Origin of the sequence: Rufibacter psychrotolerans, assembly GCF_016924645.1 — a bacterium.
Taxonomy (GTDB): Bacteria; Bacteroidota; Bacteroidia; order Cytophagales; family Hymenobacteraceae; genus Nibribacter; species Nibribacter psychrotolerans.
The window spans coordinates 15504-40105 of the sequence record NZ_JAFFJV010000027.1 but is presented as its reverse complement, the minus strand read 5'-3'; the positions used below and the strand labels follow the sequence as shown (position 1 = coordinate 40105).

General features: G+C 57.7%; 17 protein-coding genes. 10 read left to right on the top strand and 7 right to left on the bottom strand.

The genetic code is table 11. The annotated features are described in order from the left end of the window. The first annotated feature begins 12 nt into the window (after window positions 1-12). From JT718_RS20115 to JT718_RS20100, 4 genes are all read left to right on the top strand, one after another. Complete coding sequence (locus tag JT718_RS20115; RefSeq protein WP_205504598.1) at window positions 13-390, top strand: GntR family transcriptional regulator; 378 nt, start codon at window positions 13-15, stop codon at window positions 388-390. A 6-nt stretch (window positions 391-396) separates the two neighbouring features. Further along, on the top strand, window positions 397-1128 hold the full coding sequence (locus tag JT718_RS20110) for a hypothetical protein (protein ID WP_205504597.1): 732 nt from the start codon (window positions 397-399) through the stop codon (window positions 1126-1128). Window positions 1129-1879: 751 nt separating this feature from the next. Further along, the gene (locus JT718_RS20105; protein ID WP_205504596.1) at window positions 1880-4378 is read left to right on the top strand and encodes a TonB-dependent receptor; all 2499 of its coding nucleotides are present in this window, start codon (window positions 1880-1882) and stop codon (window positions 4376-4378) included. Window positions 4379-4866: 488 nt separating this feature from the next. Further along, window positions 4867-5913, top strand: a complete 1047-nt coding sequence (locus JT718_RS20100; RefSeq protein WP_205504595.1) for an iron-sulfur cluster-binding domain-containing protein — start codon at window positions 4867-4869, stop codon at window positions 5911-5913. An 86-nt stretch (window positions 5914-5999) separates the two neighbouring features. Here JT718_RS20100 and JT718_RS20095 read toward each other — a convergent pair whose 3' ends face one another. The 3 genes from JT718_RS20095 to JT718_RS20085 form a co-directional block, all read right to left on the bottom strand. Next, window positions 6000-6458 (bottom strand): hypothetical protein, encoded by a 459-nt coding sequence (locus JT718_RS20095; RefSeq protein WP_205504594.1) that lies wholly within the window; start codon window positions 6456-6458, stop codon window positions 6000-6002. Window positions 6459-6608: 150 nt separating this feature from the next. Continuing rightward, window positions 6609-9077, bottom strand: coding sequence for a S9 family peptidase (locus tag JT718_RS20090; protein WP_205504593.1), 2469 nt, complete (start codon window positions 9075-9077; stop codon window positions 6609-6611). A 507-nt stretch (window positions 9078-9584) separates the two neighbouring features. Continuing rightward, the gene (locus tag JT718_RS20085; RefSeq protein WP_205504592.1) at window positions 9585-10760 is read right to left on the bottom strand and encodes a transglutaminase domain-containing protein; all 1176 of its coding nucleotides are present in this window, start codon (window positions 10758-10760) and stop codon (window positions 9585-9587) included. 173 nt (window positions 10761-10933) lie between these two features. Here JT718_RS20085 and JT718_RS20625 point away from each other — a divergent pair, with 173 nt between their 5' ends. Together JT718_RS20625 and JT718_RS20075 are read left to right on the top strand one after the other, a co-directional pair. After that, the gene (locus JT718_RS20625; protein ID WP_240337200.1) at window positions 10934-11278 is read left to right on the top strand and encodes a hypothetical protein; all 345 of its coding nucleotides are present in this window, start codon (window positions 10934-10936) and stop codon (window positions 11276-11278) included. A 128-nt stretch (window positions 11279-11406) separates the two neighbouring features. Then, window positions 11407-11778, top strand: coding sequence for a hypothetical protein (locus JT718_RS20075; protein ID WP_205504591.1), 372 nt, complete (start codon window positions 11407-11409; stop codon window positions 11776-11778). A 112-nt stretch (window positions 11779-11890) separates the two neighbouring features. On the opposite strand, the gene JT718_RS20070 is transcribed toward JT718_RS20075, so the two are convergent. Together JT718_RS20070 and JT718_RS20065 are read right to left on the bottom strand one after the other, a co-directional pair. Continuing rightward, complete coding sequence (locus tag JT718_RS20070) at window positions 11891-12652, bottom strand: MBL fold metallo-hydrolase (protein ID WP_205504590.1); 762 nt, start codon at window positions 12650-12652, stop codon at window positions 11891-11893. 167 nt (window positions 12653-12819) lie between these two features. After that, complete coding sequence (locus JT718_RS20065; protein ID WP_205504589.1) at window positions 12820-14760, bottom strand: glycoside hydrolase family 2 protein; 1941 nt, start codon at window positions 14758-14760, stop codon at window positions 12820-12822. A gap of 379 nt (window positions 14761-15139) precedes the next feature. Here JT718_RS20065 and JT718_RS20060 point away from each other — a divergent pair, with 379 nt between their 5' ends. Continuing rightward, entirely contained in the window at window positions 15140-16255 is a 1116-nt protein-coding gene (locus JT718_RS20060) for a glycoside hydrolase family 43 protein (protein WP_205504588.1), read from the top strand. Between the two features lie 478 nt (window positions 16256-16733). Here JT718_RS20060 and JT718_RS20055 read toward each other — a convergent pair whose 3' ends face one another. Beyond that, on the bottom strand, window positions 16734-17741 hold the full coding sequence (locus tag JT718_RS20055; protein ID WP_205504587.1) for a PorP/SprF family type IX secretion system membrane protein: 1008 nt from the start codon (window positions 17739-17741) through the stop codon (window positions 16734-16736). Window positions 17742-17745: 4 nt separating this feature from the next. Next, entirely contained in the window at window positions 17746-20358 is a 2613-nt protein-coding gene (locus tag JT718_RS20050; RefSeq protein ID WP_205504586.1) for an Ig-like domain-containing protein, read from the bottom strand. 873 nt (window positions 20359-21231) lie between these two features. Here JT718_RS20050 and JT718_RS20045 point away from each other — a divergent pair. From JT718_RS20045 to JT718_RS20035, 3 genes are read left to right on the top strand one after another with little or no spacing between them, the layout of a single operon-like run. Then, window positions 21232-22605, top strand: coding sequence for a hypothetical protein (locus tag JT718_RS20045; protein ID WP_205504585.1), 1374 nt, complete (start codon window positions 21232-21234; stop codon window positions 22603-22605). 2 nt (window positions 22606-22607) lie between these two features. Next, window positions 22608-23021, top strand: a complete 414-nt coding sequence (locus JT718_RS20040; protein WP_205504584.1) for a hypothetical protein — start codon at window positions 22608-22610, stop codon at window positions 23019-23021. Window positions 23022-23023: 2 nt separating this feature from the next. Then, complete coding sequence (locus JT718_RS20035; protein ID WP_205504583.1) at window positions 23024-24475, top strand: hypothetical protein; 1452 nt, start codon at window positions 23024-23026, stop codon at window positions 24473-24475. Window positions 24476-24602 lie beyond the last annotated feature (127 nt).

Below are 24602 nucleotides of genomic sequence, written 5' to 3'. Positions count from 1 at the left end.
AGAAACAGTGCTATGGAATTCAGAAACAATGAGGCCATTTACCTCCAGATTGCCGCTTACGTGAGCGAGAACATCCTGCTGGGCAAATGGCTGCCGGAAGATAAGATCCCTTCTGTGCGGGAGCTGGCCGTGGAGCTGCAGGTGAACCCTAATACCGTCATGCGCACCTTTGAATACCTCCAAAACCAAGAGGTGATCTACAACAAGCGCGGAATTGGATTCTTTGTGGCCCCAGACGGGGTAACCAAGGTGAAGAAGCACCGGAAAGAACGCTTCCTGCAGCAGGACCTGCCCGAGTTCTTCCGCAACGTAATCCTGCTGGACATTCCCCTGGCGGAGTTGCAGCAGCTGTATGAGCAGTTTAAGTCAGAACATTTCACGCTTAACTAGAAGATCATGAAAAAGAGTACTATTCTGTCAGGGGCGGCTTTGGTCTTTTTCCTGGGCACCTTAACGGCCTTCAATTTTGTCCTGAAAGCCGAGTATGACACCGGCCACTATAAAAACCCGTATTTTCAGTTCGTGCCCAAAAAGTTCAGCGGGTTTACTGCCGTGGAGGTGAACGGGGCCAGCCGGGTAAGCGTGCAGATCATCCAGGGCGATTACCAGGTGCGGGTGCACGAGCGCGCCCAGGAGTACCTGCAGATCAGGCAACAGGGAAACAAACTGCTGATTGACGTGGCCCAAACCGAGGGCGACATGCCGTCTTACGGAGACCACACGGTGCTGATCTCCTGTCCCAACCTGGCTTCCCTCACCACCACGGGCCGCTACACCCTAAAGGGAACCCCCGGCATTGACCGGGCCTTCAACTACATGGTGCACACGGTAAAGTTGCAGGGCCTTACCCAGGACAGTCTCCAGATCAGGCAAGACCATGCCACCCAGGTGGAACTGGAAAAATGCAGCCTTGGGAAATTAGTGGCCGAGGTGGGAAGAACGCCGGGCAGCACCTCGGTCCTCACCCTGGGGCCCTCTAACCAGGTGCAGTCGGCGGAGTTGACCGTGAACACCATTGCTACCTTAAACCTGCACAATGTGGTGATCCCGGCGGTGCATTACCAGTTCTCAGACAGCGCGCGGGTTATCTTGTTGGGCTCCTCGCTGGCCAGTTTGAACAAGCAATAAGCCCCGCAAGAAGGTAGCCCCTGTTTTAAGCCTGTTTTCAGGAAAATTGCCTTGAAACAGGGGCTGCCAAGCCAACTCCGTGGAAGTAGGGAAGAGATAGGATAATTCTGCGAACTTACTTCCCAACGCCCGCTACGCCTGCTGGTGCTACCAGACTAAAATTCCTTTGGCACCAGCGGGCTTGATTCCCCGATAAACCCGCCGTGAGCGGCACAACCAGTCGCTAGCGCCCGCGAGTTTGACAGTCCCTGAGCTCTTTCTAACCAGCAACCAGCTGGCAGAAGGCTGATTTCTAAACCAAACCTTTATCCAAAGCCCCTTTGATAGGCCTATTTTCATAGGACCCTGAGAAAGTACGCGCTATCCAGAGCACACCCCATCCCTCTCTCCTGAAAGCTGGCGCAGTATAGCGTGGCAGTTTTCTGCATCCCACTTCTGTATTCGGCTTCTTTTGTCCCAGCTTAGCCCATGCCGGCCAATCCGGTGCCTGGGTCAGGCTTGCCTTTCTGCTGCTTCCGCGCGCCTTTTTACTTGGGTATGATACTGCCACCGTATGGCCTGCTACCAGGTAGAAAGTTGGTTTGTCACATTTTTCCCGGCTTTCATCACATTTTGTTTCCCGGGGGTGAAATGGTGGCTAACCTTGACCCATCCAACGCAAGCTCCGGTTCCCCTCGGTCTGAGGGGAGAGGCTCCCGCAGGGGAGAGGCGCACTTCGGTAACCCTTTAATGACATGATAACTCCAAGCGTATGAAAAAACTAGTACTTTTTGCCGTAGCCGGTGTTCTGGCGGTGCAACCCATTTTTGGCCAGGCTCCGCAAAACAAGCCTGAAAACAGCAAGCCTGTTCCAGCCCCAACCCAGCCTACTCCCAAGGGGAACGGCAAAATAGCCGGGGTGGTGCTGGATGAAACCGGCAAGAAACCGGTGGAGTTTGCCACCATCACGCTGGTAGACATGGCCAGCGGGAAAACCATTGACGGCACCGTGACCGATGACCGGGGCCGGTTCAGCCTGGTGCGGCTGCCGGCGGGCCGGTACAAGTTGCAGGTCAGTTTCCTGGGGTACCAGAACAAAACGGTGGAGAACATCACGCTGGGCAACCGGGACGAGGTGAACGTGGGCACCCTCTCGCTGCTGACCGATGCCAAGGTGCTGGACGAGGTAGCGGTGGTGGGCGATAAGCTGCTGGTGGAAGACAAGGTAGACCGCATGGTGTACAACGCCGAGAAAGACATCACCAACCAGGGCGGCAGCGCCTCAGATGTGCTCAAGAAAGTGCCCGGCTTAACCGTGGACCTGGAGGGCAACGTGGCTCTGCGCGGCAGCGGAAACATACGGGTGCTCATCAACAACAAACCCTCGGCCATGATGGCGTCCAGCATGGCCGATGCCCTGCGGCAAATTCCGGCCGACCAGATCAAGAGCGTGGAAGTGATCACCAGCCCCTCGGCCAGGTATGACGCCGAAGGTACCGCGGGCATCATCAACATCATCACCAAGAAAAACAACCTGCAGGGCCTCAACGGATCGGTGGCCGGTTCTTACGGGCCGCGCATCAGTTCGGGCAACGGCAACCTGAATTACCGCAAAGGCAAAGTGGGGTTCACTACCGCTTTCGGGCGGCAGTGGCGCAACAACCCTACCAAGAGCACCCGCGAGACAGAGTACAAGGGGGTGCCGGGCATTGACCGCCTGAGCCAAACCATGGACGGCCGGCGCGAAGGGGTGTTTCAGTTCCTGCAGCTGGGCGTGGACTACGACCTCACCAAGAAGAGCAGCCTGGCGGCCGGGTTCCGGATGCAGGGGGGCGAGTTCGCCTACAAGACCAGCCTGCACTCCAGGCAGTACCGGGCCGGGGCGGTGACGGGCGAAAACACCAGAGCCAACAACAATGCCTTTGACAACCTTAACTACGACCTCAACCTGGACTTTACCCAGCAGTTTGCCAAGCCGGGGCAGGAGCTGAGCGTTTTGGGCCTGTTAAGCCGAAGCAACCGGGAAAACAGCAATTTCGCGGAGGTTTTTAACCGCGACCAGCAACTGGCCGCCCGCGAGCAGAACCTGAACGACGCCTATAACGAGGAGAAAACCTTTCAGGTAGACTACTCGCACCCGTTCCAGAACAAGCACCTGCTGGAGGTGGGCGCCAAAGCCATCCTGCGCTACGTGGAGAGTGATTTCCGGTTCCTGCAGGCCAATCCGGCCGCTGCTCCCTTCGTGGCCGACCCCAGCCGTACCGATGTGTTTGAGTACCACCAGAACGTGGGCGCAGCGTACGCTTCCTATGAGTTCAGCCTCAACAAGAAGTACAACTTCAAGCTGGGCTCACGCTATGAGTACACCCACGTGAACGGCGACTTTGTCTCCACCAGTACCCGGGTGCGGCAAGACTATGACAACTTCATTCCCAGCCTGGCCATTTCCCGGGCCCTCAAGAACAACCAGACCCTCAAGTTCAACTACACCAAGCGCATCCAGCGGCCGCAGCTGGGGCTCCTGAACCCATATGAGAACCGCACCGACACCTTCAACATTCAGGTAGGCAACCCCAACCTGCAGGCCGAAGTCACCAACGCGTATGAACTGGGCTACAGCACCTTCTTCAAGAGCGGGGTATCGGTGAACGCCACGTTCTTCTGGCGCCAGACCAACAACGCCATTGAGGCCTACACCCTGCCCACCCAGGAAGGCGTGAACTACACCCGCTTCGCGAACATTGGCCGCAACGCCAGCTACGGCATGAGCCTGTTTAGCAGCACCAAGTTCCTGAAGAAAGGCAACCTGAGCGCCAACCTCAACGCCTTCTACCTGGACCTGGAAAGCGAGACCTCTTTGCTCAACGCCTCCAATGGCAGCTTCATGTACAACGCCAACCTGAATGCGTCTTACGCTTTCAACAAGGGCATCAGCGTGCAGGCTTTCGGGCAGTTCAACTCACCGCGCGCCACGCTGCAGGGCAAGGTGTATCCAGCCTCCACGTACAACTTCGCGGTGAAGAAAGACATCCTGGACAAGAACGGCAGCATCAGCCTGAGCGTGGAAAACCCCTTCAGCGAGCGCCTGCGCCAGAAAATGACGTTCAGCACGCCCACCGCCGAGCAGGCCAGCACCATGTACATCTACGCCCGCCAGGTGCGGGTGAGCGCCAACTACAAGTTCGGGAAGGTGACCACCAAACAGCAGCCCAAGCGCAAAAAGAAAATCAACAACGATGACGCCAAATCAGACGGCGACGCCAACTCCTAGGCAGGCGCAGCCCAGAGGCAAAGCCTCACCTGCCTGCGGTTCCTCGCTCCACCACTTCCAGCAGTTCTTCTTATAAAGCTGGTGTTTATTGGCCTCGGTGCTTTTGCTAAGCAGTTTTCTTCTTCTTGTTGGTTTGTTAGTGGAAATGAGCTTAGTCGAAGCGTTTCGTTTCTGGGTTATTTGCCCCAAAATAGCCCGGAAACGACCGAGGTTGAATTTTAATTGCTTTCTGCATTCTACTGGCTTTTCACGTATCCCAAACCCTCGCTCGCCTCCCGGACGCGTGTGCTCTATCGGGCGGCCTCTGGCCGCCGGGGGGGACTTTTTATGAAGCCGAGCACTCGGCGGGACACCGTCCCATTTCTCACCCGCGTCCGGGAGGCGAGCGAGGTTTTTTTTGTTTCATCTTCTAAACACACCGCAGCGTTCTGCTCTTATCTCTGAAACCGAAAATTACGTTTAGAGATACTTCAGCCAGAAAGCATTGCATGAACCAACCGTATCACGCGCTCACCATCACCCAGATCAGGGAGGAAGTTCCCGGGGTAAAAACGTTTATGTTTGGCGGCGAAGAAGCCAAAACCTTGCCCTACCTGCCGGGGCAGTACCTGACCCTGGTGGCGCAGGGGACCAAAGGGGAGGAGGTAAGGCGGTCTTACTCCATCACCTCGGCACCGGCCCTGCGGGAGCCCCTGGCCATTGGCGTGAAACGGATTAAGAACGGGTTGCTCTCCCGCCGCTTGGTAGACCAGGCCCGGGTAGGGGACCAGATACTCACCATTGGGGCCGCCGGGTTCTTTACCTTGCCCGATGATCTTTCGCCTAGCAAACAACTCTTTTTCTGGGCCGCCGGCAGCGGCATCACGCCTATTTACGCCTTGCTCAAAACGGTATTGCACCAGCACCCACACGTGCCGGTGGTGTTGGTGTACAGCAACCACGCGCCGGAGACCACTATCTTCCTCAAGGAGCTGCAGCACCTGGCCCAGGCCTTTCCGGAGCGGTTGCGGGTGCACTTTCTGTTCAGCGTGTCGCCCAGGCTGGACCAAGCCCGGCTGCACAAAGAGCTCCTGAAACAATTGGTGAGGCAGTATGCCGTAGTGTCTCCGGCGGAAGTATTATGTTATGTCTGCGGCCCCGAGCACTACCGGCGGCTCTGCCTGTACGGGCTCAGGGAAGTGGGGGTGCCAGCGGCCAACATCCGGCAGGAAACTTTTGACACCACCAAGGTGCAGACCAAAGCGCTTCCGCCCGATACCCTGCCGCACACGGTGCTGCTCAAGTCTGGCGAACAGCGCCACTACCTCACCCTGCAGTACCCCGACACCATTCTGCAGGCCGCCAGGAAAGCGGGCCTGTCGCTCCCGTACAGCTGTGAGGCCGGCAAATGCGGTACCTGTGCGGCCGTTTGCCAGCAGGGCACCGTGTGGATGTCGTACAACGAGGTGCTCACCGATCGGGAAGTGGCCAAGGGCTTGACGCTCACCTGCGTGGGGCACCCGGTAGGCGGCGATGTGGTGCTGGAGATCAGGTAAGTGGCCGGCTTTGGGGCCGTTTTGGGCAAAACAGGCTTAAAACCCACCTATAACAAAACAGCCACTGACTCTCAGTGGCTGTTTTGTTATAGGGTAGGAAACGTTCGCTGGTCTGGTGGCCGGACCGGGTCAGAAGTCCCCACGGTGAGTAGCCACGCCAGGGCCGGGTCCACTTCCTCAAACATCTTGATCTGGAACTTGTCGCCAATGAACTGGTGCAGCTGGTGAAACGACATTTTGCCGTACACGCCGGGGGCCAGCACCTGGGCCATGTACTCCAGGCCCAGCGCCATCACCCTGGGGGTCCAGTGCTGGACAATCCACTCGTTGGCCACGGTCCAGGGGCCTATGAGTTCCTTGTGGTCGTTCAGGAGGCGGGGGCAGGGTTGTTCCTCCAGCATTTGAATGTGCAGGTTTCCGCCTTGCTTTACCGTTTCCAGGGTCTGAATTCCTATCCAGTGGGCGTGGATGTACGCGTTATCCGGGGCCCGCTCGGCAATCAGGAAAACATCGCCGTTGGGTTTCTTCAGCTCTATCTTCGTCATGGGGTAAGCATTGCGCACCCACGGGAGGTAGTCACTCCGCCGGTGGGTCTGTTTCAGTTTTTTTGATGAGGTGTCTGTGCCTACCCTCTTAAACTAAAAATAGAGGCCTTTGTTTTACCAAAAGGCCTCTATTTTTAGTATTATTTGAAGTTAGCGCTTGGTTTGCGGCTGCGGCTTGTTCTTCACGTATTTCTCCAGCCATTGGTCCATTTCCCACAGCATGTGCATGATAGATTCCTTGGCGCTGTAGCCGTGGCTCTCGGCGGGGAGCACCACGTAGCGGGTAGTGGCGCCGTGGCCTTTGAGAGCATTGTAGAACCGCTCACTCTGGATGGGGAAAGTACCGGAGTTGTTGTCGGCTTCGCCGTGGATGAGCAGGATGGGTGTCTTGATCTTGTTGGCGTAGTTGAACGGCGACATTTTGGCGTACACCTCGGGGGCCTGCCAGAACGTGCGCTCCTCGGCCTGGAACCCGAACGGAGTGAGCGTGCGGTTGTAGGCGCCGCTGCGCGCGATACCGGCCGCAAACAGGTCTGAGTGCGCCAGCAGGTTGGCCGTCATGAAAGCGCCGTAGGAGTGCCCGCCCACGCCCACGCGGGCAGGATCAGCGATGCCCATCTGGGTGACGTGGTCAATGGCGGCCTTGGCGCTGGCCACCAGCTGCTCCACGTAGGTGTCGTTGGGTTCGGCGTTGCCCTCGCCCACAATCGGAATATCGGTGCGGTCCAGCACGGCGTAGCCGCGGGTTACCCAGAACAGGGGCGAGCCGTAGCTGATGCGTGTAAACTCATACGGCGAGGTTTTCACCTGCCCGGCGGCGGCGGCATCCTTAAACTCGCGGGGGTAGGCCCACAGCAGCATGGGCAGGCGGCCCTGCTCTTTCTTGTAGCCCTTGGGCGTGTACAGGGTGGCGGTAAGGGTGACCCCGTCGTTGCGCTTGTAGGTGAGCAGCTGCTTTTCTACCCCAATCAGCTCAGGCGAGGGATGCGGGAACTTGGTCACGGCGGTCAGCTTCTTGGAACCCACCTGCCGCAGAAAGTAGTTGGGCGGATCGTTCTCCGATTCTCGGCGGGTGATGAATACGCCTTTCTCGGCGTCCAGCACGTCAACGGGGCGTTCGTAGAACGGTGCCTCAGAACGCCACAGAATAGCGGTTTTTTGGGTGTTTAGGTTGAATTTGCTCAAAAACGGCCGGTTACCCTGCGGCGAACCGCCTTCAGCGATCATGTACAGGTGCTGCCCGGTTTTATCGGTGAGCAGCACGTTGCGGCCGTACTGGTTCTTAACCAGCACCGGCGTTCCCGGATCGGTGTAGAGGTCTTCGTACGAGCGCTCAACCAGGACCACCGGCTCTGCCCCGGGCTGGCTGGGCTTTACCCGCAGTTGCCGCTCCTGGCGGGTTCTCCACCAGCGCTCGGTCACAAGGGCCAGGTCGTTGTTGCCCCAGGTGATGCCGCTGTACCGCAGCTTAGTGCCCACCAGGGCCACCGGCTTCTGAGTGAACGGAGCGGCCTGCAGGTACACGATGTCACGTACGGGCACGTCTTTCTTGTCATCGCCGCCGTCTTGGGCCTCTACCCAGTACAGGGTAGCCGGCTGGTCGGCGCGCCAGGCTACGTTGCGGGGGCCGGCGGCCACGGCGTTGAAGCCCACCGGAATGTTCTCTCCCAGCGGAATGTCAGCAATCTGCTTCACCGGCTTTCCCTGTCGGTCCCACACCTGCACGGTGTACGGGAACAGGTAAGCAGGTACCAGGTAGGAGTACGGCCGGTGCGTGGTGGCCACCAGCACATACTGCCCGTCGGGCGACAGGCTGAACGAGCGGATGATGCCTTGCGCGCCCAGTTGGGTCTGGGTGCCGTCTAAGGAAACCTGTACCAACTGGCTGGTGAGGAAATAATCAAACTGGGCTTCGTCCTGTCGGTTTTTGAGCAGGTCCTGGTAAGTGCGGGAAGGGGCGGTTCGGCCCAGGTTTTCCTGGATGACGGGGCCCACCGGCGTCACGTTGGACTTTGGCCGCTCGCCCCGGTTGGGGTTCACCAGCTTCACCAGCAGGGATTTGCTGTCGGGAGACCAGGTGAAGGCATTGCCCCAGGCGTCGTTCACGCTAGCGGCGGTCAATTTCCGCGCCGACCGCTCGGGCACGTTCACCACCCACAGCTCAATGCCGTTGGCGATGGTGTTGAGGAAGGCCACCTGCTTCTCATCCGGCGACCAGGTTACGTCTGAGATCTTGGCGTTGGCCGGCAAGCCCTGGATGTTGAATTCCTGCCCGCCTTTTACCTTTTTAAACTTGAGGTTGGTGAAAGAGGCGCCGCGGCTGGCCCCGTTCACGGCCGGGTTAATGCGCAGACCGCCGATGCGCGCCTCAGGGGCGGCCACTTCCTCAATGGAAGGGTACCCGGGGCGCTCCATCAGCAGCATCCACTCGCCCTTGGAGTCAAAGCTCACCGAGGGCGTAGCCGGCGCCTCCACCAGTTTGGCAATCGCTTCGGCCGGGCGCTGGTAAGGAAGGTTCAGGTCTTTGGGGCCCTGGGCGTAGGCCGCCGGACCCGAGAGGGAAAGCGCCAGGAGCCAGACGGCCCATCTGGAGCGGCGTGAAATCACTTTGTTTGACATGCTAGGTTCGTTTGGTGGAAGGATTTAGGGCAGCCAAGATACAAAACATCCAGCAGATATAGATTGACCCTGATTCCTGAAAAACAACCTAAAAACAGGGGAGTGGCGGCAAGGTTTGTGGGGCTATCCTGCGGCAAGCCTTTGCCGGTTTATCGGGGTTTTTCCTGAGAATTGCCTAAAACTCAACTTGGTTGCAGGTTGGGCACTGGATAAAATCGCTCTTACAGCTACATCAAATCTATACTCAAGGTAGGGGAGCGTGATGGATGCATCCCTATAAAGCCAGCCCTCCTTCGCTCGCCTCTGGCGAGTGTAAGCTATTGGGCAGCCTCTGGCTGCCGGGGGGTATGCTGTACTATACCATTAGACTATTTACGGTGGCCAGAGTCCACCTGATAGCTTACACTCGCCAGAGGCGAGCGAAGGAGGGATGGGTGAGTTGAAGTATTGGCTGACGTGTCAAATGGCGCTATGTGCTTTATGCCTGGCCTGCCTGAACAAACAGGACTACTTGCTGTCGGCTACGGCTTGCTTGTAGAACAGGGCTTTTCGTTGGGCGGGCGGGGTGCGGAGGTACTTCTCCAGAAACTTTTCCTGGGCGGCCACCTGCGCGAAGGCTTTCTCCAGCGACTGGTGCATGGACTGCACGTTGAGCAGCAGGCTGGTATTGTCCAGGGGATGAATCTGCTGGAGCAGGCGCTGGGCTTCCTGGAGGTGTTGCGAATAGCCCTGCATGATCTTCCTGATCTCCCCCACGCTTTTCTGGGGCTGGAACTGGTTGTTGCGGTACCTAATAAACCCGTTCAGTTGGTCAATACCGGCATTGTAGGCGTTCACGGCGGCATTGAATTGGTCTACGGCATCGTTCCGTTGCATCACGGCGGCTTGCTGCTTGAGGTGGTTGAGCTGGTCCAGCACCACGGCCGGTATCACGGGGTTGGCTTCCATGCGCCGGAGGGTGCCCCGGAGTTTCGCCCGGTCAGAGGAGGCTTCGTAGGCCGCCACGGAGTCCAGGAAGTGGAACGTGGGCCGGGGCCGGCTGGGTTTGGCCTGGCCCGCGAGGAACTCCTGGTAGGTAAGGGGCTGCGGAAGAAGTTGCCACAGTGGGTCAAAGGGCAGGTGGGTTTTAACCATGGTGGCCGGCGGCACCATGAAGTACCGCGGGTTCACGCGCGGCACAAACAGGTTGCCCTGCAAAAGGCCGGCTCCCCAGGTAGGGTCAAACAGGTACCATTTGCCGTTGATCTGGGCCGCGCCCCACGCGTGCGACATGGGCGTGGAAGTTCCCGAGGGGATCACGAAACCCGTAATCAGGTGGGCTTTGAGGCCGGTTTTGGTGCAGAGGTCCAGAAATACTTCGGCGTAGCCCTGACACAAGGCTTTGCGGGTCTGCAGGGTCTGCCGGATGAGCGCCTGCCGTTCATAGTAGCGGGGCGAGGTGGTGAGGCCCTGCACGTCATAGGCAATGTTGATGGCCAGCCAGAAGTAAATGGCCTTTATTTTCTCCTGCGGGGTCTTGTACCGCTGGTTAATGTACTGGGCAATGCCGTGGGTGGTCCTGGTCTGCGCCGCCGGAATAGCCGGTGCGGCCATCGCCTCGGGCGCGGGCGCTTGCAACCGCCCCTGCGGAAGGGCAGTAAGTTGCAGGGATAGAAGAAGGAACAGCAGTAGGAGCTTTCGCATGTTGAAATTGCCCGGCATAGGGGCGCAAGGGGTGGTTTCTCTCTCCTGAACAGCCCAGAGGGTCAGAACGTTTCAGGGCCAGATTCTAAAAATAAGGCAAAAAACCACCAAGCTGGCATTTTTGGCTTTATACTTGCAGCCCCATTGGCAGATGTAAGCAATAAACGCCTTTTATGAGAAAACAAATTGTACAAATGTTGGTGCTGCTGGTCTTTCTGGTGAGCGTGGCCAGTTGCTCCAGTTCTAAAAATTCCAGCAGCAGCCGGTACCCGTCGGGCACCAGAACTTCCAAGAGCCAGCGCACCTCAGACTCTTTCCCGGGCATTATCTTCCCAGGCAGCACCAGAACCGCCACCACCAAAGGCATGCCGCCGGGGCAAGCCAAGAAAGTGTACGGCGACCAATCGGCGCGGGCGTACGCCCCGGGCCAGCAGAAGAAAGGGCCCAAAGGAGGCAACGGCAAAGGAAACGGCAACGGCCACAAAGGCGGCAAGAAGAAAAAAGGCAAAAAGCACTAATCGCCTCATGGCTGATTGAAAACAAAAAGGGAGCTTCTTTGGGGCTCCCTTTTTTAATGGGGGTTGCCCAAAAGCCACAAACTCCCTGGCTTGCGCTGCGTACACAGGAGAAACTAATGTGTAAGACCATGGCAACCAAAGACGATAAAGACCTGAGTGGCAAAAACACTTCTAAGAATATAAACGACGAATACAGCGAGCGCAACTCCATGGGCAACAGCCCCGACCCCAGTGCCAAGCGCAACGTGGGCCTGGGCGGAGACACGCAGCGCAACAGCCAGAAAGACCAACTGGAGAACCTGCACATTGGCGGCAATGAACTCACCGGGTACGGCGCCAACGACCACAGCGAGACTGAGTCTATCTCCCAAGGCCCGGGCTTTGAGTACGAAGGCAGCTATGAGCCCATGGACGGCAGCGCCAACGGCATCAGAATGCACGACCAGCCTCTGGGCAGCGATGACACCGAACCCGAGGAAACCGACTACAACCGGTTGTAATTGATTCATAACAGAATAAAACAGAAAGCCGGCCTGCGCTCCCCCGCAGGCCGGCTTTCTGTTTTACCGGGCTTTTCCTGAAAACAAGGTCAAAACAGGGCGCCCCACGTGCTTATTGGGCGGTAGGGTACCACTGGCGCAGGCGCACCTCAATGGCTTTCTTGCCGGCGTCTACCTTCGCCTTGAAGGCGTTCACATCGCTGAGGCCGCCCTGGCCCCGGTAGTGGTAAGGGTACACAATTCTGGGTTTGAAGTCCAGCACCGCCGAGGCAGCCTGCTCAATGTCCATGGTGTAGGGCAGGTTCATGCACACAAAGGCCACGTCAATGTTCTTGAGGGAGCGCATTTCGGGAATGTCTTCGGTGTCCCCAGACAGGTACACGTTTTTGTTGCCCACCCTGAGCACGTAGCCGTTGCCCCGGCCTTTGGGGTGCATGGCGTCTGGGGCCTGCGGCAGGTTGTACATGGGCACGGCCGTGATGTCTATGTCCAGTTGACGGGTTTTGTCGCCGTTCTTCAGCACCACCGCCTTGCTTTTAAGCGCGGCGGGCAGCTTGTCTACCACGGCTTGCGGCGCCACCACGGTGGCCTGCGCGGTGGGCAGGGCCTCCAGGGTTTTCAGGTCCAGGTGATCGGGGTGGATGTCGGTGACCAGGATCAGGTCGGGTTGGGCCAGGCCGGAGAACAGCGCCGCGCCGCCGTAGGGGTCTACCCATATGGTTTTGTTGTTCCATTGCAGCACCACCGTGCCGTGGGTGACCGGCTGAACGGTGAGGTCGCCTTTTTCAGTCTTGATGCGGTCTGCGGGGGCCAGCTTTTGGGCCCAGGCTGCCGTGCAGCAGAAGCTGAGCAGCAGAAGCAAAATCTTTTTCATAAGTGTGGGTGTAGGGTGGATGGACAGGTGAAGCAAATTCAGGGATAAGTTACAAGAATATCCATACAAGATGATCCATTAGTTACCTGAAGGGCTCTAAAAAGGAAGAACCTGTTTTAGGGCCGTTTGTGTAGAAAGGGCCCCAAAACAGGTTCTCTGGCAAAGCGTTACTCAGTTTTCTTTTTCTTGCCCAGTCGCTTGCTGGGTTTGGCGTCAAAGCTGAAGCCCTGGGTGCTCAGCAGGCCCGGGGGCACGGTAAGCTCGCCCGTGTGGAAGTCAATGAGCCCGTTTTTCTCTTCCTCAATGTTGGTGGCCTGCGTGTACACGTCGCCGGCGATGCGGCGCTTGCGCAGCTCCTTCTTGAACGACCTGATCCGCTCGGTGCGCTCCTCTGAGCTTTCGGGCCCACCGTAGTCAGAGAACCCAAAGCCTCCCCACTCGCTCACAATGAGCGGCGTCTGGCCCCGGTAGAAGTACTGGTCGCCAATGACCAGGGGCAGTACGGCCACGCCCTCCATTTCGCCGGCGGTGAGTTTGTCCAGCAGTTTTTTCCATTTGCCCAGCTTGGGCGTGTACAGGTGGGCGGTGAGCAGATCAGACTTGAGCTTGCCCTCGTACGAGATGTGCTGCCAGCCGTCATTGTCTACCACCAGGAACTGGGGGTACCGGATCTTCATGAAGTGGAACACGTCCATGATGTACTGGCGGGTCTCGGGATTGGTGGCAATGTCCTGGGCGCCCCAGTCCTCGTTGTACAAGCTCCAGATAATCACGGAGGGGTTGGTCTCAATAAGGGCCAGCATGCGGTAGAGCTCGCGCCGGTGGTTTTCGCGGCTGCGCCGGGTAGACGAGTGCGGGCTGGGCACCTCTACCCAGAGCAGCAGGCCCATCTCGTCGGCCAGGTTGTAGATGCGCGGGTCAATGCCGGCAATGTGCACCCGCACCAGGTTACAGCCCAGCTCCTTCATGGCGTACATGTGGCGCTTCATTTCCTCATAGGTGGCGGTGCCCGGCTGGTACAGGATGCCGTCAATGTAAATCTCCTGGTTGTTGAGGTAGAGGTGGCGCCCGCGGGCCTCAATCTTGCGCAGGCCGAAGTGGCCCTCAATCTCGGCGGCGTAGCCGCTGGCGTCTATGAGCTGGGCCACAAAGCGGTACAGGTGCGGGTTCTCGGGGCTCCAGAGCTCGGCGTTGGGTACTTCAATGACCACGTACTGCGAGCGCTGCCCTTCCTCCAGTTTCAGCGGGTAGTCTGAGGTGGCAATGGGGGCTGCCCCGTCGCCCCCGTCGCGCTCATAGATGTTGAGCCGGAGCAGGTACTGCCCGGGGTCATGGATTCTGGTGGTGAAGTTGAAGCGCACCAGCGAGTCTTCAATGAGGCTTTGCACGCCCACCCGCGAGCGGAGGCGGTTGCGCTCCACGGTCTCAATCCAGACGCTGCGCACCGGGCCCGCGTAGGTCTGGTACCAGATGCCGCCCCGCTTGTACACGTGCGATTCCTGCTTGCCGCGTGGCACCTCGGCGTCCATGCTGTGGGCCACGCGCACGGTGAGCCAGTTCACGGGCAGCAGGTGGTCTTCGTTGATCTCAAAGGAGAAGGAGTTGTACTCGCCGTAATGCACCTCGCCGCCCTCAATGTCGGTGAGCAGGCGGCCGTTGAGCCACACCCGGGTTTCATAGCCGCAGGCCCCAAAGGTGATCTGGTAGATGCGTTTGCCGCCGCTCTCCAGTTTCTCGGGGCGGGTGAACTCGCGCTCGTACCAGGCAATCACCTTGTCCTGCCAGGCCGGCATTTGCAGGTTTTCTTTGTTCTGGGCCATGTGCTCTTCCACAGAGCCCGGCCAGTTGGCGGTGTGCGGGTATTTGTAGCCCAGGTACCAGGCTTCCTGCAGGCCCCGGTCTTCCTGGTCCAGGGAGAATCTCCATTCCCCGTCTAGCAGAGAGTAGGTGTTGGGCCGCAGCACTACCCGGGGCAGCGGGTTCTCGGCGGTTAGGGTAGCGGCCGCCGCACCATCTACTTCAGCCTCGGTGGGCTCAATATGGTTTCGTAAACCACTCGCTTCTTCAAAGCTTTCCGTCACGCTGAGGTTGGGGTGTATTGAACTCATGGTCTTATGGGGGTTTATGGAATGTCTGATTACTATGAGTCTTAAACGAAGTTTTTTTCTGCCAGGGTTGCCCTTTCTAAAATCAGTTCTGCTAAAGTTTTGCCGGTGGGTAATGAGGCGGCCGGATTGGCCGCGGCGGAGGCCCGAACCGTTTCACGCCCGTTTCCTGGAAAAGCCCCCAAAACCGCCGGGCCGGCAGGGAAGAAAGGAGGGAGGGCTGCCCTGGCCTTAGCGGTGGGGCAAGGGATGGTTGTACCAGGAACCGGGCGGGTATTGTGAAAGTGTTAAAATTTGGGGCCTAATTTTTATTGAAATCGGTTGCAGAAGAGGCTGGTTTTTGCATATCTTCACCCAACTAACCAAAAACCGCTAACAAAAGATGACAAGGACCCAATCTGCTAAGTACCTTTCTTTGGTGCTTCTTGCGGCTTCTGCGTTCAACAGCGCCTGCCAAAAGCAATCTACTTCTGAGAATGCAGCCTCTGACGTGCAGGGCACTACCGCCAGCGCCGACTCCGCAAATTCAAAGTATCTGAACCAACCGCTAGTCTCAGAATTATACACCGCAGACCCGTCTGCCCACGTGTTCAACGGCAAGATCTACATCTACCCTTCGCACGACATTGACGCCGGCACGCCCGAGAACGACAACGGAGACCACTTTGACATGCGCGATTACCACGTCTACTCCATGGACGATATTAACGGCAAAGTAACCGACCACGGCGTGGCACTGGACATCAAAGACGTTCCGTGGGCCGGCCGCCAGATGTGGGCGCCCGATGCGGCCCAGAAAAACGGCAAGTACTACCTGTATTTCCCGGCCAAAGACAAGCAGGACATTTTCAGGATTGGGGTAGCCACCTCTACGTCGCCCACTGGTCCGTTCAAGGCTGAGGCCAAGCCCATTGAGGGCAGCTTCAGCATTGACCCGGCCGTGTTCACCGATGAGGACGGAACTGCTTACATGTACTTCGGCGGCATCTGGGGCGGTCAGTTACAGCGCTGGGCCACCGGCAAGTACGACTCTACCGTGGCTCCTGAGCCCACCAGCGGAAACGCCCTGCTGCCCAAAATGGCCAAGATGCGCGCCGACATGCTAGGCTTTGACGGTCCGGTGAAAGACGTGCAGCTCCTGGACCAGAACGGCAAACTCATCCCGGCCTCTGACCACGACAAACGCTTCTTTGAGGCGGCCTGGGTGCACAAGTACAACGGCAAGTATTACTTCTCCTACTCTACCGGCGACACCCACAACATTGCCTACGCCATCGGCGATTCACCTACCGGTCCTTTCACCTACCAGGGCGTGATCCTGAAACCCGTGCAAGGCTGGACCAACCACCACTCTATTGTGGAGTTCAAAGGCAAGTGGTACATCTTCTACCATGACACCCAGCTGTCTGGCAAAACCCACCTGCGGAACATCAAAGTAACCGAGCTGGAGCACCAACCGGACGGCACCATCAAGACCATCACCGCCGTGAAGTCATAAACCACAACGTATCTTCAAAAAGGCCCGCTTCTCACTGGAAGCGGGCCTTTTTGTTTTAGGGCTTTTTTTTAAGAAAATGGCTGAGAATCGGCTACGCATACTGGATAGAAGAGAACGCCGCAGACCAGCTGAAAGCACTTGGTAACCCTACGGCCTGGCTAAAAAGAGTAGGAGCGGATGCTAGCGCTGTGAGGAGCCAGGAAGAGCAGTGACTTCATTTCAGCCCGCAGGGAAGTTGCTAGCCAATCAACTTAAAGCCCTTCCTATGGTGCAAGCGTTTGCTTGTGCCATTCGTTACTGACTTAACCCAAGTCCGTTTTTGCCTGGTTTTGGAGAAATCGCCCTGAAAAAGCGGGGTTCTGCTTCTATCAGAATTAATCTCAAAGAAGCGCTCTAAGCCAGACTCTTCCCGCCAAGTAAACAAAAAGGCAGGCCCCCATAGAAGCCTGCCTTGGTTATAATCAATATGGGTAAGAAATCATTGCATCCATCTGGGGCAGATGACCTTGCCTTTGTTGAAGAGCTTCAGGCCCAGGATTACCTCATGGGTGCCGGAGTTCGCCACGCCCAAGGGCGAGGTGTTGTAGTCATAGGAATAGCTGGCGTCCATGATGTGGCTGATGTTCACGCCCGCCATAAAGGCGAAGGCATCCTGGTTGCGGTAAGAGACCCCTGCCCAAACCCGGTCGGCGTAGACGGCCCGCAGGTTGTAGTCTATGGTGGTGGGGCTGGGGCTGGTCAACTTCACCAACACCGAGGGGACGAGCGTCACCTCAGAGCCTACCCTGAACCTGTAGCCCGCCGTGCCCAGAAAGTGGCGCTGCAGCACGTTGTTGGAGACTTCTTCCTCGCCGGGCGTATTCAGGTCGCGTTCGCTCTTGAGGAGCTGGGCCCCCGAGAACCCCACGAAGAAGTTGCTGGCGTAGATCCAGGTGCCCAGGCCCAGGTCAAAGTAGTTGCGGTTCACGTAGTTGCTGCCAATGGCCGGGTCTGGGTTGGTGAACGTGGCCTCGCTGGCATTGATGCTGTTGCGCAGGAGACCCGCGCTGGCCCCCATGGAAACCGTGATGGTTCTGGTAATGGGCAGGTGGTAAGCGTAGGTAAGGTTCACGTTGGTTCGGCGCAGGGGCCCGGTGCGGTCGCTGATGGCCTGGATGCCCACCCCGTGGTGGGGGTAGGTGCGCACAAACCGGTTCTGGTTTACCTTGCGGGTGCTGGTAATCCCCTTTCCCTCCCGGCGCACGCTGGAGACTTGCTTGTTCAGCGGGGTATGGGCGCTCACGTGGTAGGTCTTGGGGGCGCCTTCCAGCCCCACCCACTGCTGGCGGGTACCAATCTTCACTTCAGTATAGTCCTCAATGCCGGTGAGGGCCGGGTTCAGCAAGTAGCTGTTCATCATGTATTGGCTGTACTGCGGCCGTTGCTGGGCCCAGGCTGGGGCTGTTAAGAGCAGTACAACCAGAATAACACCTATATTTTTCTTCATCTGCTTATTTGATAATGGTAATACTGCCCGTGAATGGACGCTCGTCTTTGTTCAGCCGGATGATGTAGTAGTAGGTAGCCAGCGGAAGCGGGCTGCCGTTGTGCCGGCCATCCCACGGTTGGGCATATCCGGTAGATTTAAAGACCTGCGCGCCGTAGCGGTTGAAGATCTCTACCGTGGCGTCTGGGTAGTTCTCAATGTTAGCAATCTCCCAGACCTCGTTGACACCGTCGCCGTTGGGGCTGAACGTGTTCACAATCTTGATGCGGGGCAGCACGGTAATGGTCACATCGTCTACGGCCTCACAGCCGGCGCCGCTGGAAACGGTCACGGTGTAGGTGGTGGTGGCCGTTGGGGTGGCAATAGGATTGGCCACATCTGGGTTGCTCAGCGTGGTAGCCGGCGTCCATTTGAACGTGTTGCCGCCCGTGGCCCGCAGCTGCACCGATTGCCCCTCAATGATGGTGGTGTCTCTGCCGGCGTTGGCCGAGATAGGAGCCACGGTTACCCGTACGGCGGTGCGCAGATTGCTCACGCACTCGTTCTCATTCACGGCCTCCACGTAGAAAATGGTGTTGCCCGTCAACGGTGGCGTAGCGAAGGGCGAGCCTGAGCCAATGGGGCTGCCGGCGGTTGGCTCAGTGTACCACACGTAGGTGAACGTGCCGCCGCCGGTGGGCGGAACCACCTCCAGGGTGGCCGAGCTTCCCTGGCAGGTGCTCACATCGGTGGCTTTTACAATGGGGGCCTGGGGCAGTTCCACAATGTTGATCAGGATGGCTTCCTGCGAGGGCACAAAGGCGCAGTCGGTGTTTTGGTAGCGGGCCACCCGGCGGAACCAGGTAGGCTGCGACACAAAGGCCGGGGTGAACGAGGCGCCGTTCTTGTTGTCGGAGCCCGGGGCGGCGGCGGCATCCACAAAGCCGGTGGTGGCGCTGGTGGTGCTGCTTTGCCAGGTGTACTCAATGTCGCCGTTGAGCAGGTTGCCGGTAAAGGTGGGTGCCTCGCCGCGGCATACCAGTTCCTTGTCTACCTCAATCACGTTCTCGGTGGGCGAAATCACTGGCAGCACCTCAATGGTGACCTCGTTGCTGAGGTTAGGGATGTCGCAGCCTTCATAAGTCACCGTCCGGCGGAAAATGGTGGTCTGCGACAGGGCTTCGGGCGAGTAGCTCTGCTGGTTGTTGGTGCCGGCAGCCGGCGAGAACTCCGTAGCGCCCTGGGCCTGGCTTTCCCACAGGTAAACAGGGAGTAGGTTGCCTACCCGCGCGTCGGTACCGGTGAGGGCGCTCGGCTTGGTGTCGGCGCAGATGGTTTGGGCGCTGGCAATGGTGTTCTCCACGTCCTGCTGCACCACGTTAAGGGTAAAGGCACTGCGCTCCAGGCTTTCGCAATCGCCCTCCACGGCGGCCACGTAAATCACGGTGCGGCCGTTTACCGGTCCGGCGAAGTAGGTGGGGGCCGGGCCGCCCGTGTTCAGGGGCGTGGTGCTGGTTTCATTGGCGTAGAAGTTATACAGCCGGGTGGGGTCGTTGCGGGTGGGGGTAATCTCATAGGTGGCACCTACGCAGACAAAGGCCTGCTCAGGCTGCAGGAACGGCTTGCCGGGGCGGGGGTTGAAGTCCACGTTGATGAGTGTTGGGGTGCCTTCCAGGGCGTCTGAGCTTTCGCACTGGTTTTCAAATTTCACCGACAAAACGTAAGAGCCTCTTTTCTCGGGGAAGGTGATGGTGGGGTTCTCAACCGTGGGGTCATCAATGGTGACGCCGTTGCCCTGTACTACCTGCCACAGAATGGAGCCCGGCTTGATGGGTTGTGGGGTGTTGGGGTCAAACTGGGCCAGGGCGCTGCCTCTGGTGGTGTACGGCACGCCGGGTTCTTCGCACTCACTGAACGGCTGCGGGGTTACCTGCGGGTACACAATGATGACCTGTTCCTCGTGCACGTACCGGCCATCAGATTCCTGGTCAGGATTATCGGGGTCCACCGGATCTTCGGGCCCGTCGGGGTTGGCGGGGTCAAAGCAGGCTCCCTGGATGCGTAGCTTAATGGTGTACTGCCCCTTGGCGTTGAACCTGAGCACCGGGTTCTCCGATGTCTCAGAGGTGCCTTCAATGTATACGGCCTTGGCCGGGTCTACCGGGTTTTCGCCCTCCAGGATTTCCCACTTGTAGGTGAGACCGGTGGCCGGGGTAGACTCATTCTTTAAGGTGACTTTTACCGGAATGCCGCAGGAATCAGGGTCGGTGCTTTGGGGTTGCATGGGTTCCCGTTTTTCCACGCTGAAGTTGGCCTCCTCTTTGTTCACCGTCATGGCCACGGCGTCTGAGGTGTCTGGGGCGCAGGTGGGGCCCAGCACAATCACGGTGTAGCTGCCAGATTCCTCCAGCGGAAGGGTTCTCTGGTTGGCGTTGGGGAGGTTGACCCCGTCTTTCTGCCACTGGTAGAAGAACCCGTTGCCCGCGGGGTTGGCGGTAAGCTGGGTGCCCGAACAGACCGTGGTTTGCGCCGGAGGGGAGATGGAAGCACCGCACGGCGTCTGCGTCTGGGCAAACAGGAACGAAGAGCTATACAGGTAAATAGCGAATAGCAGCAGATAGCTTTTGAAGGAGTGCATTCGGTTTTCTGGAATAAATAAACAACATCAAACAGGTAAACTGAGGAAGAAACTGTACAGAACTATTCCGTCTGCCTATCCGGGAACAGGATCTACTTGAAGGGGTGATTCCAGATGTAGGAGGGTAGTAATAGTTATCTCAAATTTCTTTCTGCTTAGTTATTGAACCTCTTGTTAGTAATCGTTGAAAAAGCAATTTTAGTATGTGGTTCTGCGTAATTCATTGAGTAACACCCGAGCCGTAAAAAGTACCGGATTCAATTTTGGACCGGGGCGCTGCGTGTTACTAAACTATTCAGCTAAAAGTACATATTAATATTAAATAAGCAATATGTATCTGCAAAACTTGTACCTACCGGGGCTCATGGGCGGTTAAGACGCCCAAGGCTTGGTTTTCTTCAGGTGTTTTATTCTCCTGAAGTACTTATTCCTGAGGATTTTGTTTGCGCCTTTCTTGTAAAAAGTGGCTCATAAACAGAAAAAGATTGGGCGACCCCGCGTAAAATTTAAATAGAACTGTTAGAAGAGTACAAGTCTACGGCAATTTGCCAGTCATGTCCTTTGCATTATGCTGGTACTCTTTTGGTTATGGCCGTTGCCCTGAGCAGCGGGGGCAAAGCACAAACGCCGGGTACAATAAAGGGGGCGCAGAGCCGGTTAAGAAAAGAGGAGAGGAGCCCTGCGCTGGCGTTTTGGGGCGGTTTCGGGCAAAACGCCCCCTAAACAGGAAAAGGGAGAAAGAGCCGCTTGGTGGCAATTTCTGGGCCTTCCGTCAAATCTGTTTTGGAAAGTCTGGCAGAATATCCATCTTATGGCCCATAACCTTTTCAGGCATTGTAAGTATGTGCCCTTTAGCAAATGAACCGCAACTGCATGCATAAAAACCAAGTGACGGCAAGCGCCAAGGTGCTGCTCCTGTGCGGAGCGCTGGCTCTTGCCGGATGCTATGAGAAAAAATCCGGTACCAGCGAAACCGCCCCAACCAGTACGCCCCAGACGGAGACTGCTCCTGCCCGCACCACCCCGGCCCCCGGAGCTTCGGCCACCCCGCCGGCCACTGCTAACCAGAAGGTAGACATAGACTTGTACCTGGAGGTGTCTAACGGCATGAAAGGCTTCATGCCCCCGCCCGCCGCCGACAAAGAGCCCACCGTGTTCCAAAACCGGCTCAACAAGCTCCTTTCAGAGGTGCAGGACGGCATTTACGTAGACGCCAAACGCTACTACCTGGCCCGGGAGAACAGCCAGGGAAAACCCGTGCTGGACAGCGTGACCTACAACACCCTCAAGAACACCATTGTGAGCGGCATCAAAGCCGATGTGCGGGGCACCCCCTTGCCCGACATGCTCCGGGCGGCCCTGGAGAACTCCGTAGAGCGGAGGGCAGTGAGCGTCATTGTCTCTGATTTCATCCACGGCCCCGACCCCAACAACCCCGGGCAGTTCCTGTCGCTGGACTCTGACATAAGGAGCAGCCTCAAGCAAGCCGAGCACCAGGGCCTGGTGGTGGCGGTGCTGGCCGAGGCCTCGCCCTTTTTCGGGACCTACCATCCGGCGGTGAAGAAGCCCCAGGTAAAGCGCAACCTCGCCGGCGAGCAGATTCCGTTCTACATCTGGGTCATTGGCAAGCAGGAGGAAGTGCAGACCGTGACCAACAAGGTGCTCCGCAACCTGCCCGCGCAGCAGGCTTACTTTGGGTTCCATTACCAGCAGGTGCCTTATTCGGCCCTGCTGAAAGCTGATCAGTTCCGCCCTGCGGGCATTGTGTACTGCACCAGCCGCACCGCTGAGGTATGTACCAGCGTAAATTTAATGCCTGAGCCAGACGCTCCCGTGGAGTTTACCATTGGCCTGAACCTGAGCGGCTTACCCGCCTCCATGCAGGAAGTGGCCTACCTCAAGCAGCACCTGAAACTGTCCGCCACCGGCGGGAGGGCCTCTCTTGGTACAATCCTTGCAGCCTCTGAAGACGTGAAGGCCATCCCAGCCTTGGCGCAGTACACGCACTTTGTGCGGGTGCGGGTGCCGCAGCTCACGGCCAACGCCGGAACCTTCACGCTGCAATTGCCGCAGGTGGTGCCCGCCTGGATCAACCAGTGGTCTACGGGCAATGACAACAACCCGGTGGCGGCGCCCGGCAAAACGTACCAGTTCAACAAGATCATGGAAGGGGTGCAGGCCCTGTACCGCGACCAGAACCAACCTGTGTTTAGTGCTACAATAAAGTTTAACAAAGAAACCAAGTAAGGATGATCCAGAATTTCTTCTCCGGGCTTTATGAGCTATTCCTGGGCCGGCCCATGCCCGCCAATTACACCAATGATTACCGCGAGGTGATTTTTCCCAACACCGGCCTGCAGTTGTTCCTCATCACGCTGGTCCTGGTCATCCTGTATTACTACGTCTTCAACCGGGTCCTGAGCACCGGCCTGTACAAACCCCGGCACTGGGTCATCATGCTCATCTTGAATGCGGCCATCGCGTTTGCGGTGCCCCTCATCCAGGTGAGCAACAATGGGGTAGAGACGCATTCCTATACCTACACGTTTGCCCTGGTGAACGCGGTGCTCAGCCTTGTTTTATTCTTTATTTTCTCTTTACTGCTTAAAAAAGGATCGGTCCAGGCCTGGACCACTCCTGTGAAATGGCCCCACACTAGATAACTATGGCAAAACTTTTTGTATTCGGAATTGGGGGCACGGGCTCCAGGGTCATCCGCTCCCTGGTCATGCTCATGGCCGCCGGTGTCAAGATCAAGAACTGTGATAAGATAGTGCCCATCATCATTGACCCCGACACCCAGAACGGCGACATGAACCGCACGGTGGAACTGCTCAAGACCTACAAGCACCTGCACGACCAGCTGGGCCGCCGCGAGGAAGGGTTCTTTCACACCAACATCAGCACGCTCTCCAGCATTGCCGGCGACGGTTCCTCCAAAATCAGAGACTCTTTTGTGTATGACTTCGGGGGCATCAACAAGCCGTTCAAAGACCACGTGGGCTACAACCAGCTGGACATTGACAGCCAGGCCCTGGTAGACCTGCTCTTCACCCCCGAGAACCTGGGCAACAGCCTGGACGTGGGCTTCCGGGGCAGTCCCAACGTGGGCAGCGTGGTGCTGAACGAGATCATCGATTCGCCCGAGATGCGCTTTTTTGCCTCCAACTTCCAGGCCGGCGACCGCATCTTCTTCGTGAGCTCCATTTTTGGGGGCACCGGGGCGGCCGGTTTCCCGCTCTTGCTCAAGAACTTCAAGGACATTCACACCACGCTGCCCAACGGCTCCAGCCTGAACGCCGCGCTCACCGGGGCCATGGTGGTGTTGCCGTACTTCTCCCTGGAGCAACCCGCCCCCGGCGTGGAGGCCGATTTCATTGACTCCAACACCTTCACCACCAAGGCCAAGGACGCGCTGTCTTACTACCAGAACCACCTCACGGGCGTCAACGCCACCTATTACATTGGCGACACCCCTGATAAGCCGCTGGAGAACAACCCGGGCCGGGCCAGCCAGAAGAACGATGCCCACCTCATTGAGCTGCTGAGCGCCCTGTCCATCATTGACTTTATGGACTACTCAGACAATGAGCTCACCGGCAACGCTTTGTACCATGAGTTTGGCTTGCGCGAAGACGTGGACCACGTGCAGTTCTCACACCTGGACCAGGAAACCCGCGACCGCGTGGCCAAGCAACTGATCAGGTTCCATTACTTCGTCCGCTACTTCACCACCCACGTGCCCGATGATGCGCAGGCCGCCTACGCCAAAGGCGTGGACCTGAGCAGCGCCATGCGCAATGAGCCGGTGTTCAAGGAACTGAACAAATTCCTGACCAGTCCCGAGTTTGGGTATGAGTCGTGGCTGCGCGAACTGGGCCGTCTGGAGCGTACCTTCTCCGCCTTCCACCTCAACGAGCCCGACTTTAACCGCATGGTCTCTGACAAGCAGGTGGAGACCGGCTTCCTGAACAAAGGCATCCACCAGGGTTCGTTTGTGAAGGAGCTGAACCGCGCCTCGGAGTCCATCCCAGACCGCGAGCCCTTCAAAGCCACCATCAAGGCCTTCGAGATTGCCACCCACAACCTGGTGGAGGACAAGCTCAAGTATTCTTAATCACGCCTTCAAAGGAGGACGGAGAAGTAACAACAGTACCAATCTTCCTCTAGAAGAAGTAGAAACTAAAAGGAAAGAAAAGCAGGCGAAACCCAGAGGATACTAGTTTTTGACTCAGAACTCTCGA

What these genes read in the sequence shown, in the direction of transcription:
- JT718_RS20095 (WP_205504594.1), bottom strand. Translation starts at nt 6,458, where the DNA reads ATGACGAAGATAGAGCTGAAGAAACCCAACGGCGATGTTTTCCTGATT.
- JT718_RS20100 (WP_205504595.1), top strand. Translation starts at nt 4,867, where the DNA reads ATGAACCAACCGTATCACGCGCTCACCATCACCCAGATCAGGGAGGAA.
- JT718_RS20070 (WP_205504590.1), bottom strand. Translation starts at nt 12,652, where the DNA reads ATGAAAAAGATTTTGCTTCTGCTGCTCAGCTTCTGCTGCACGGCAGCC.
- JT718_RS20110 (WP_205504597.1), top strand. Translation starts at nt 397, where the DNA reads ATGAAAAAGAGTACTATTCTGTCAGGGGCGGCTTTGGTCTTTTTCCTG.
- JT718_RS20035 (WP_205504583.1), top strand. Translation starts at nt 23,024, where the DNA reads ATGGCAAAACTTTTTGTATTCGGAATTGGGGGCACGGGCTCCAGGGTC.
- JT718_RS20625 (WP_240337200.1), top strand. Translation starts at nt 10,934, where the DNA reads ATGAGAAAACAAATTGTACAAATGTTGGTGCTGCTGGTCTTTCTGGTG.
- JT718_RS20065 (WP_205504589.1), bottom strand. Translation starts at nt 14,760, where the DNA reads ATGAGTTCAATACACCCCAACCTCAGCGTGACGGAAAGCTTTGAAGAA.
- JT718_RS20055 (WP_205504587.1), bottom strand. Translation starts at nt 17,741, where the DNA reads ATGAAGAAAAATATAGGTGTTATTCTGGTTGTACTGCTCTTAACAGCC.
- JT718_RS20040 (WP_205504584.1), top strand. Translation starts at nt 22,608, where the DNA reads ATGATCCAGAATTTCTTCTCCGGGCTTTATGAGCTATTCCTGGGCCGG.
- JT718_RS20085 (WP_205504592.1), bottom strand. Translation starts at nt 10,760, where the DNA reads ATGCGAAAGCTCCTACTGCTGTTCCTTCTTCTATCCCTGCAACTTACT.
- JT718_RS20060 (WP_205504588.1), top strand. Translation starts at nt 15,140, where the DNA reads ATGACAAGGACCCAATCTGCTAAGTACCTTTCTTTGGTGCTTCTTGCG.
- JT718_RS20090 (WP_205504593.1), bottom strand. Translation starts at nt 9,077, where the DNA reads ATGTCAAACAAAGTGATTTCACGCCGCTCCAGATGGGCCGTCTGGCTC.
- JT718_RS20075 (WP_205504591.1), top strand. Translation starts at nt 11,407, where the DNA reads ATGGCAACCAAAGACGATAAAGACCTGAGTGGCAAAAACACTTCTAAG.
- JT718_RS20050 (WP_205504586.1), bottom strand. Translation starts at nt 20,358, where the DNA reads ATGCACTCCTTCAAAAGCTATCTGCTGCTATTCGCTATTTACCTGTAT.
- JT718_RS20045 (WP_205504585.1), top strand. Translation starts at nt 21,232, where the DNA reads ATGCATAAAAACCAAGTGACGGCAAGCGCCAAGGTGCTGCTCCTGTGC.
- JT718_RS20115 (WP_205504598.1), top strand. Translation starts at nt 13, where the DNA reads ATGGAATTCAGAAACAATGAGGCCATTTACCTCCAGATTGCCGCTTAC.
- JT718_RS20105 (WP_205504596.1), top strand. Translation starts at nt 1,880, where the DNA reads ATGAAAAAACTAGTACTTTTTGCCGTAGCCGGTGTTCTGGCGGTGCAA.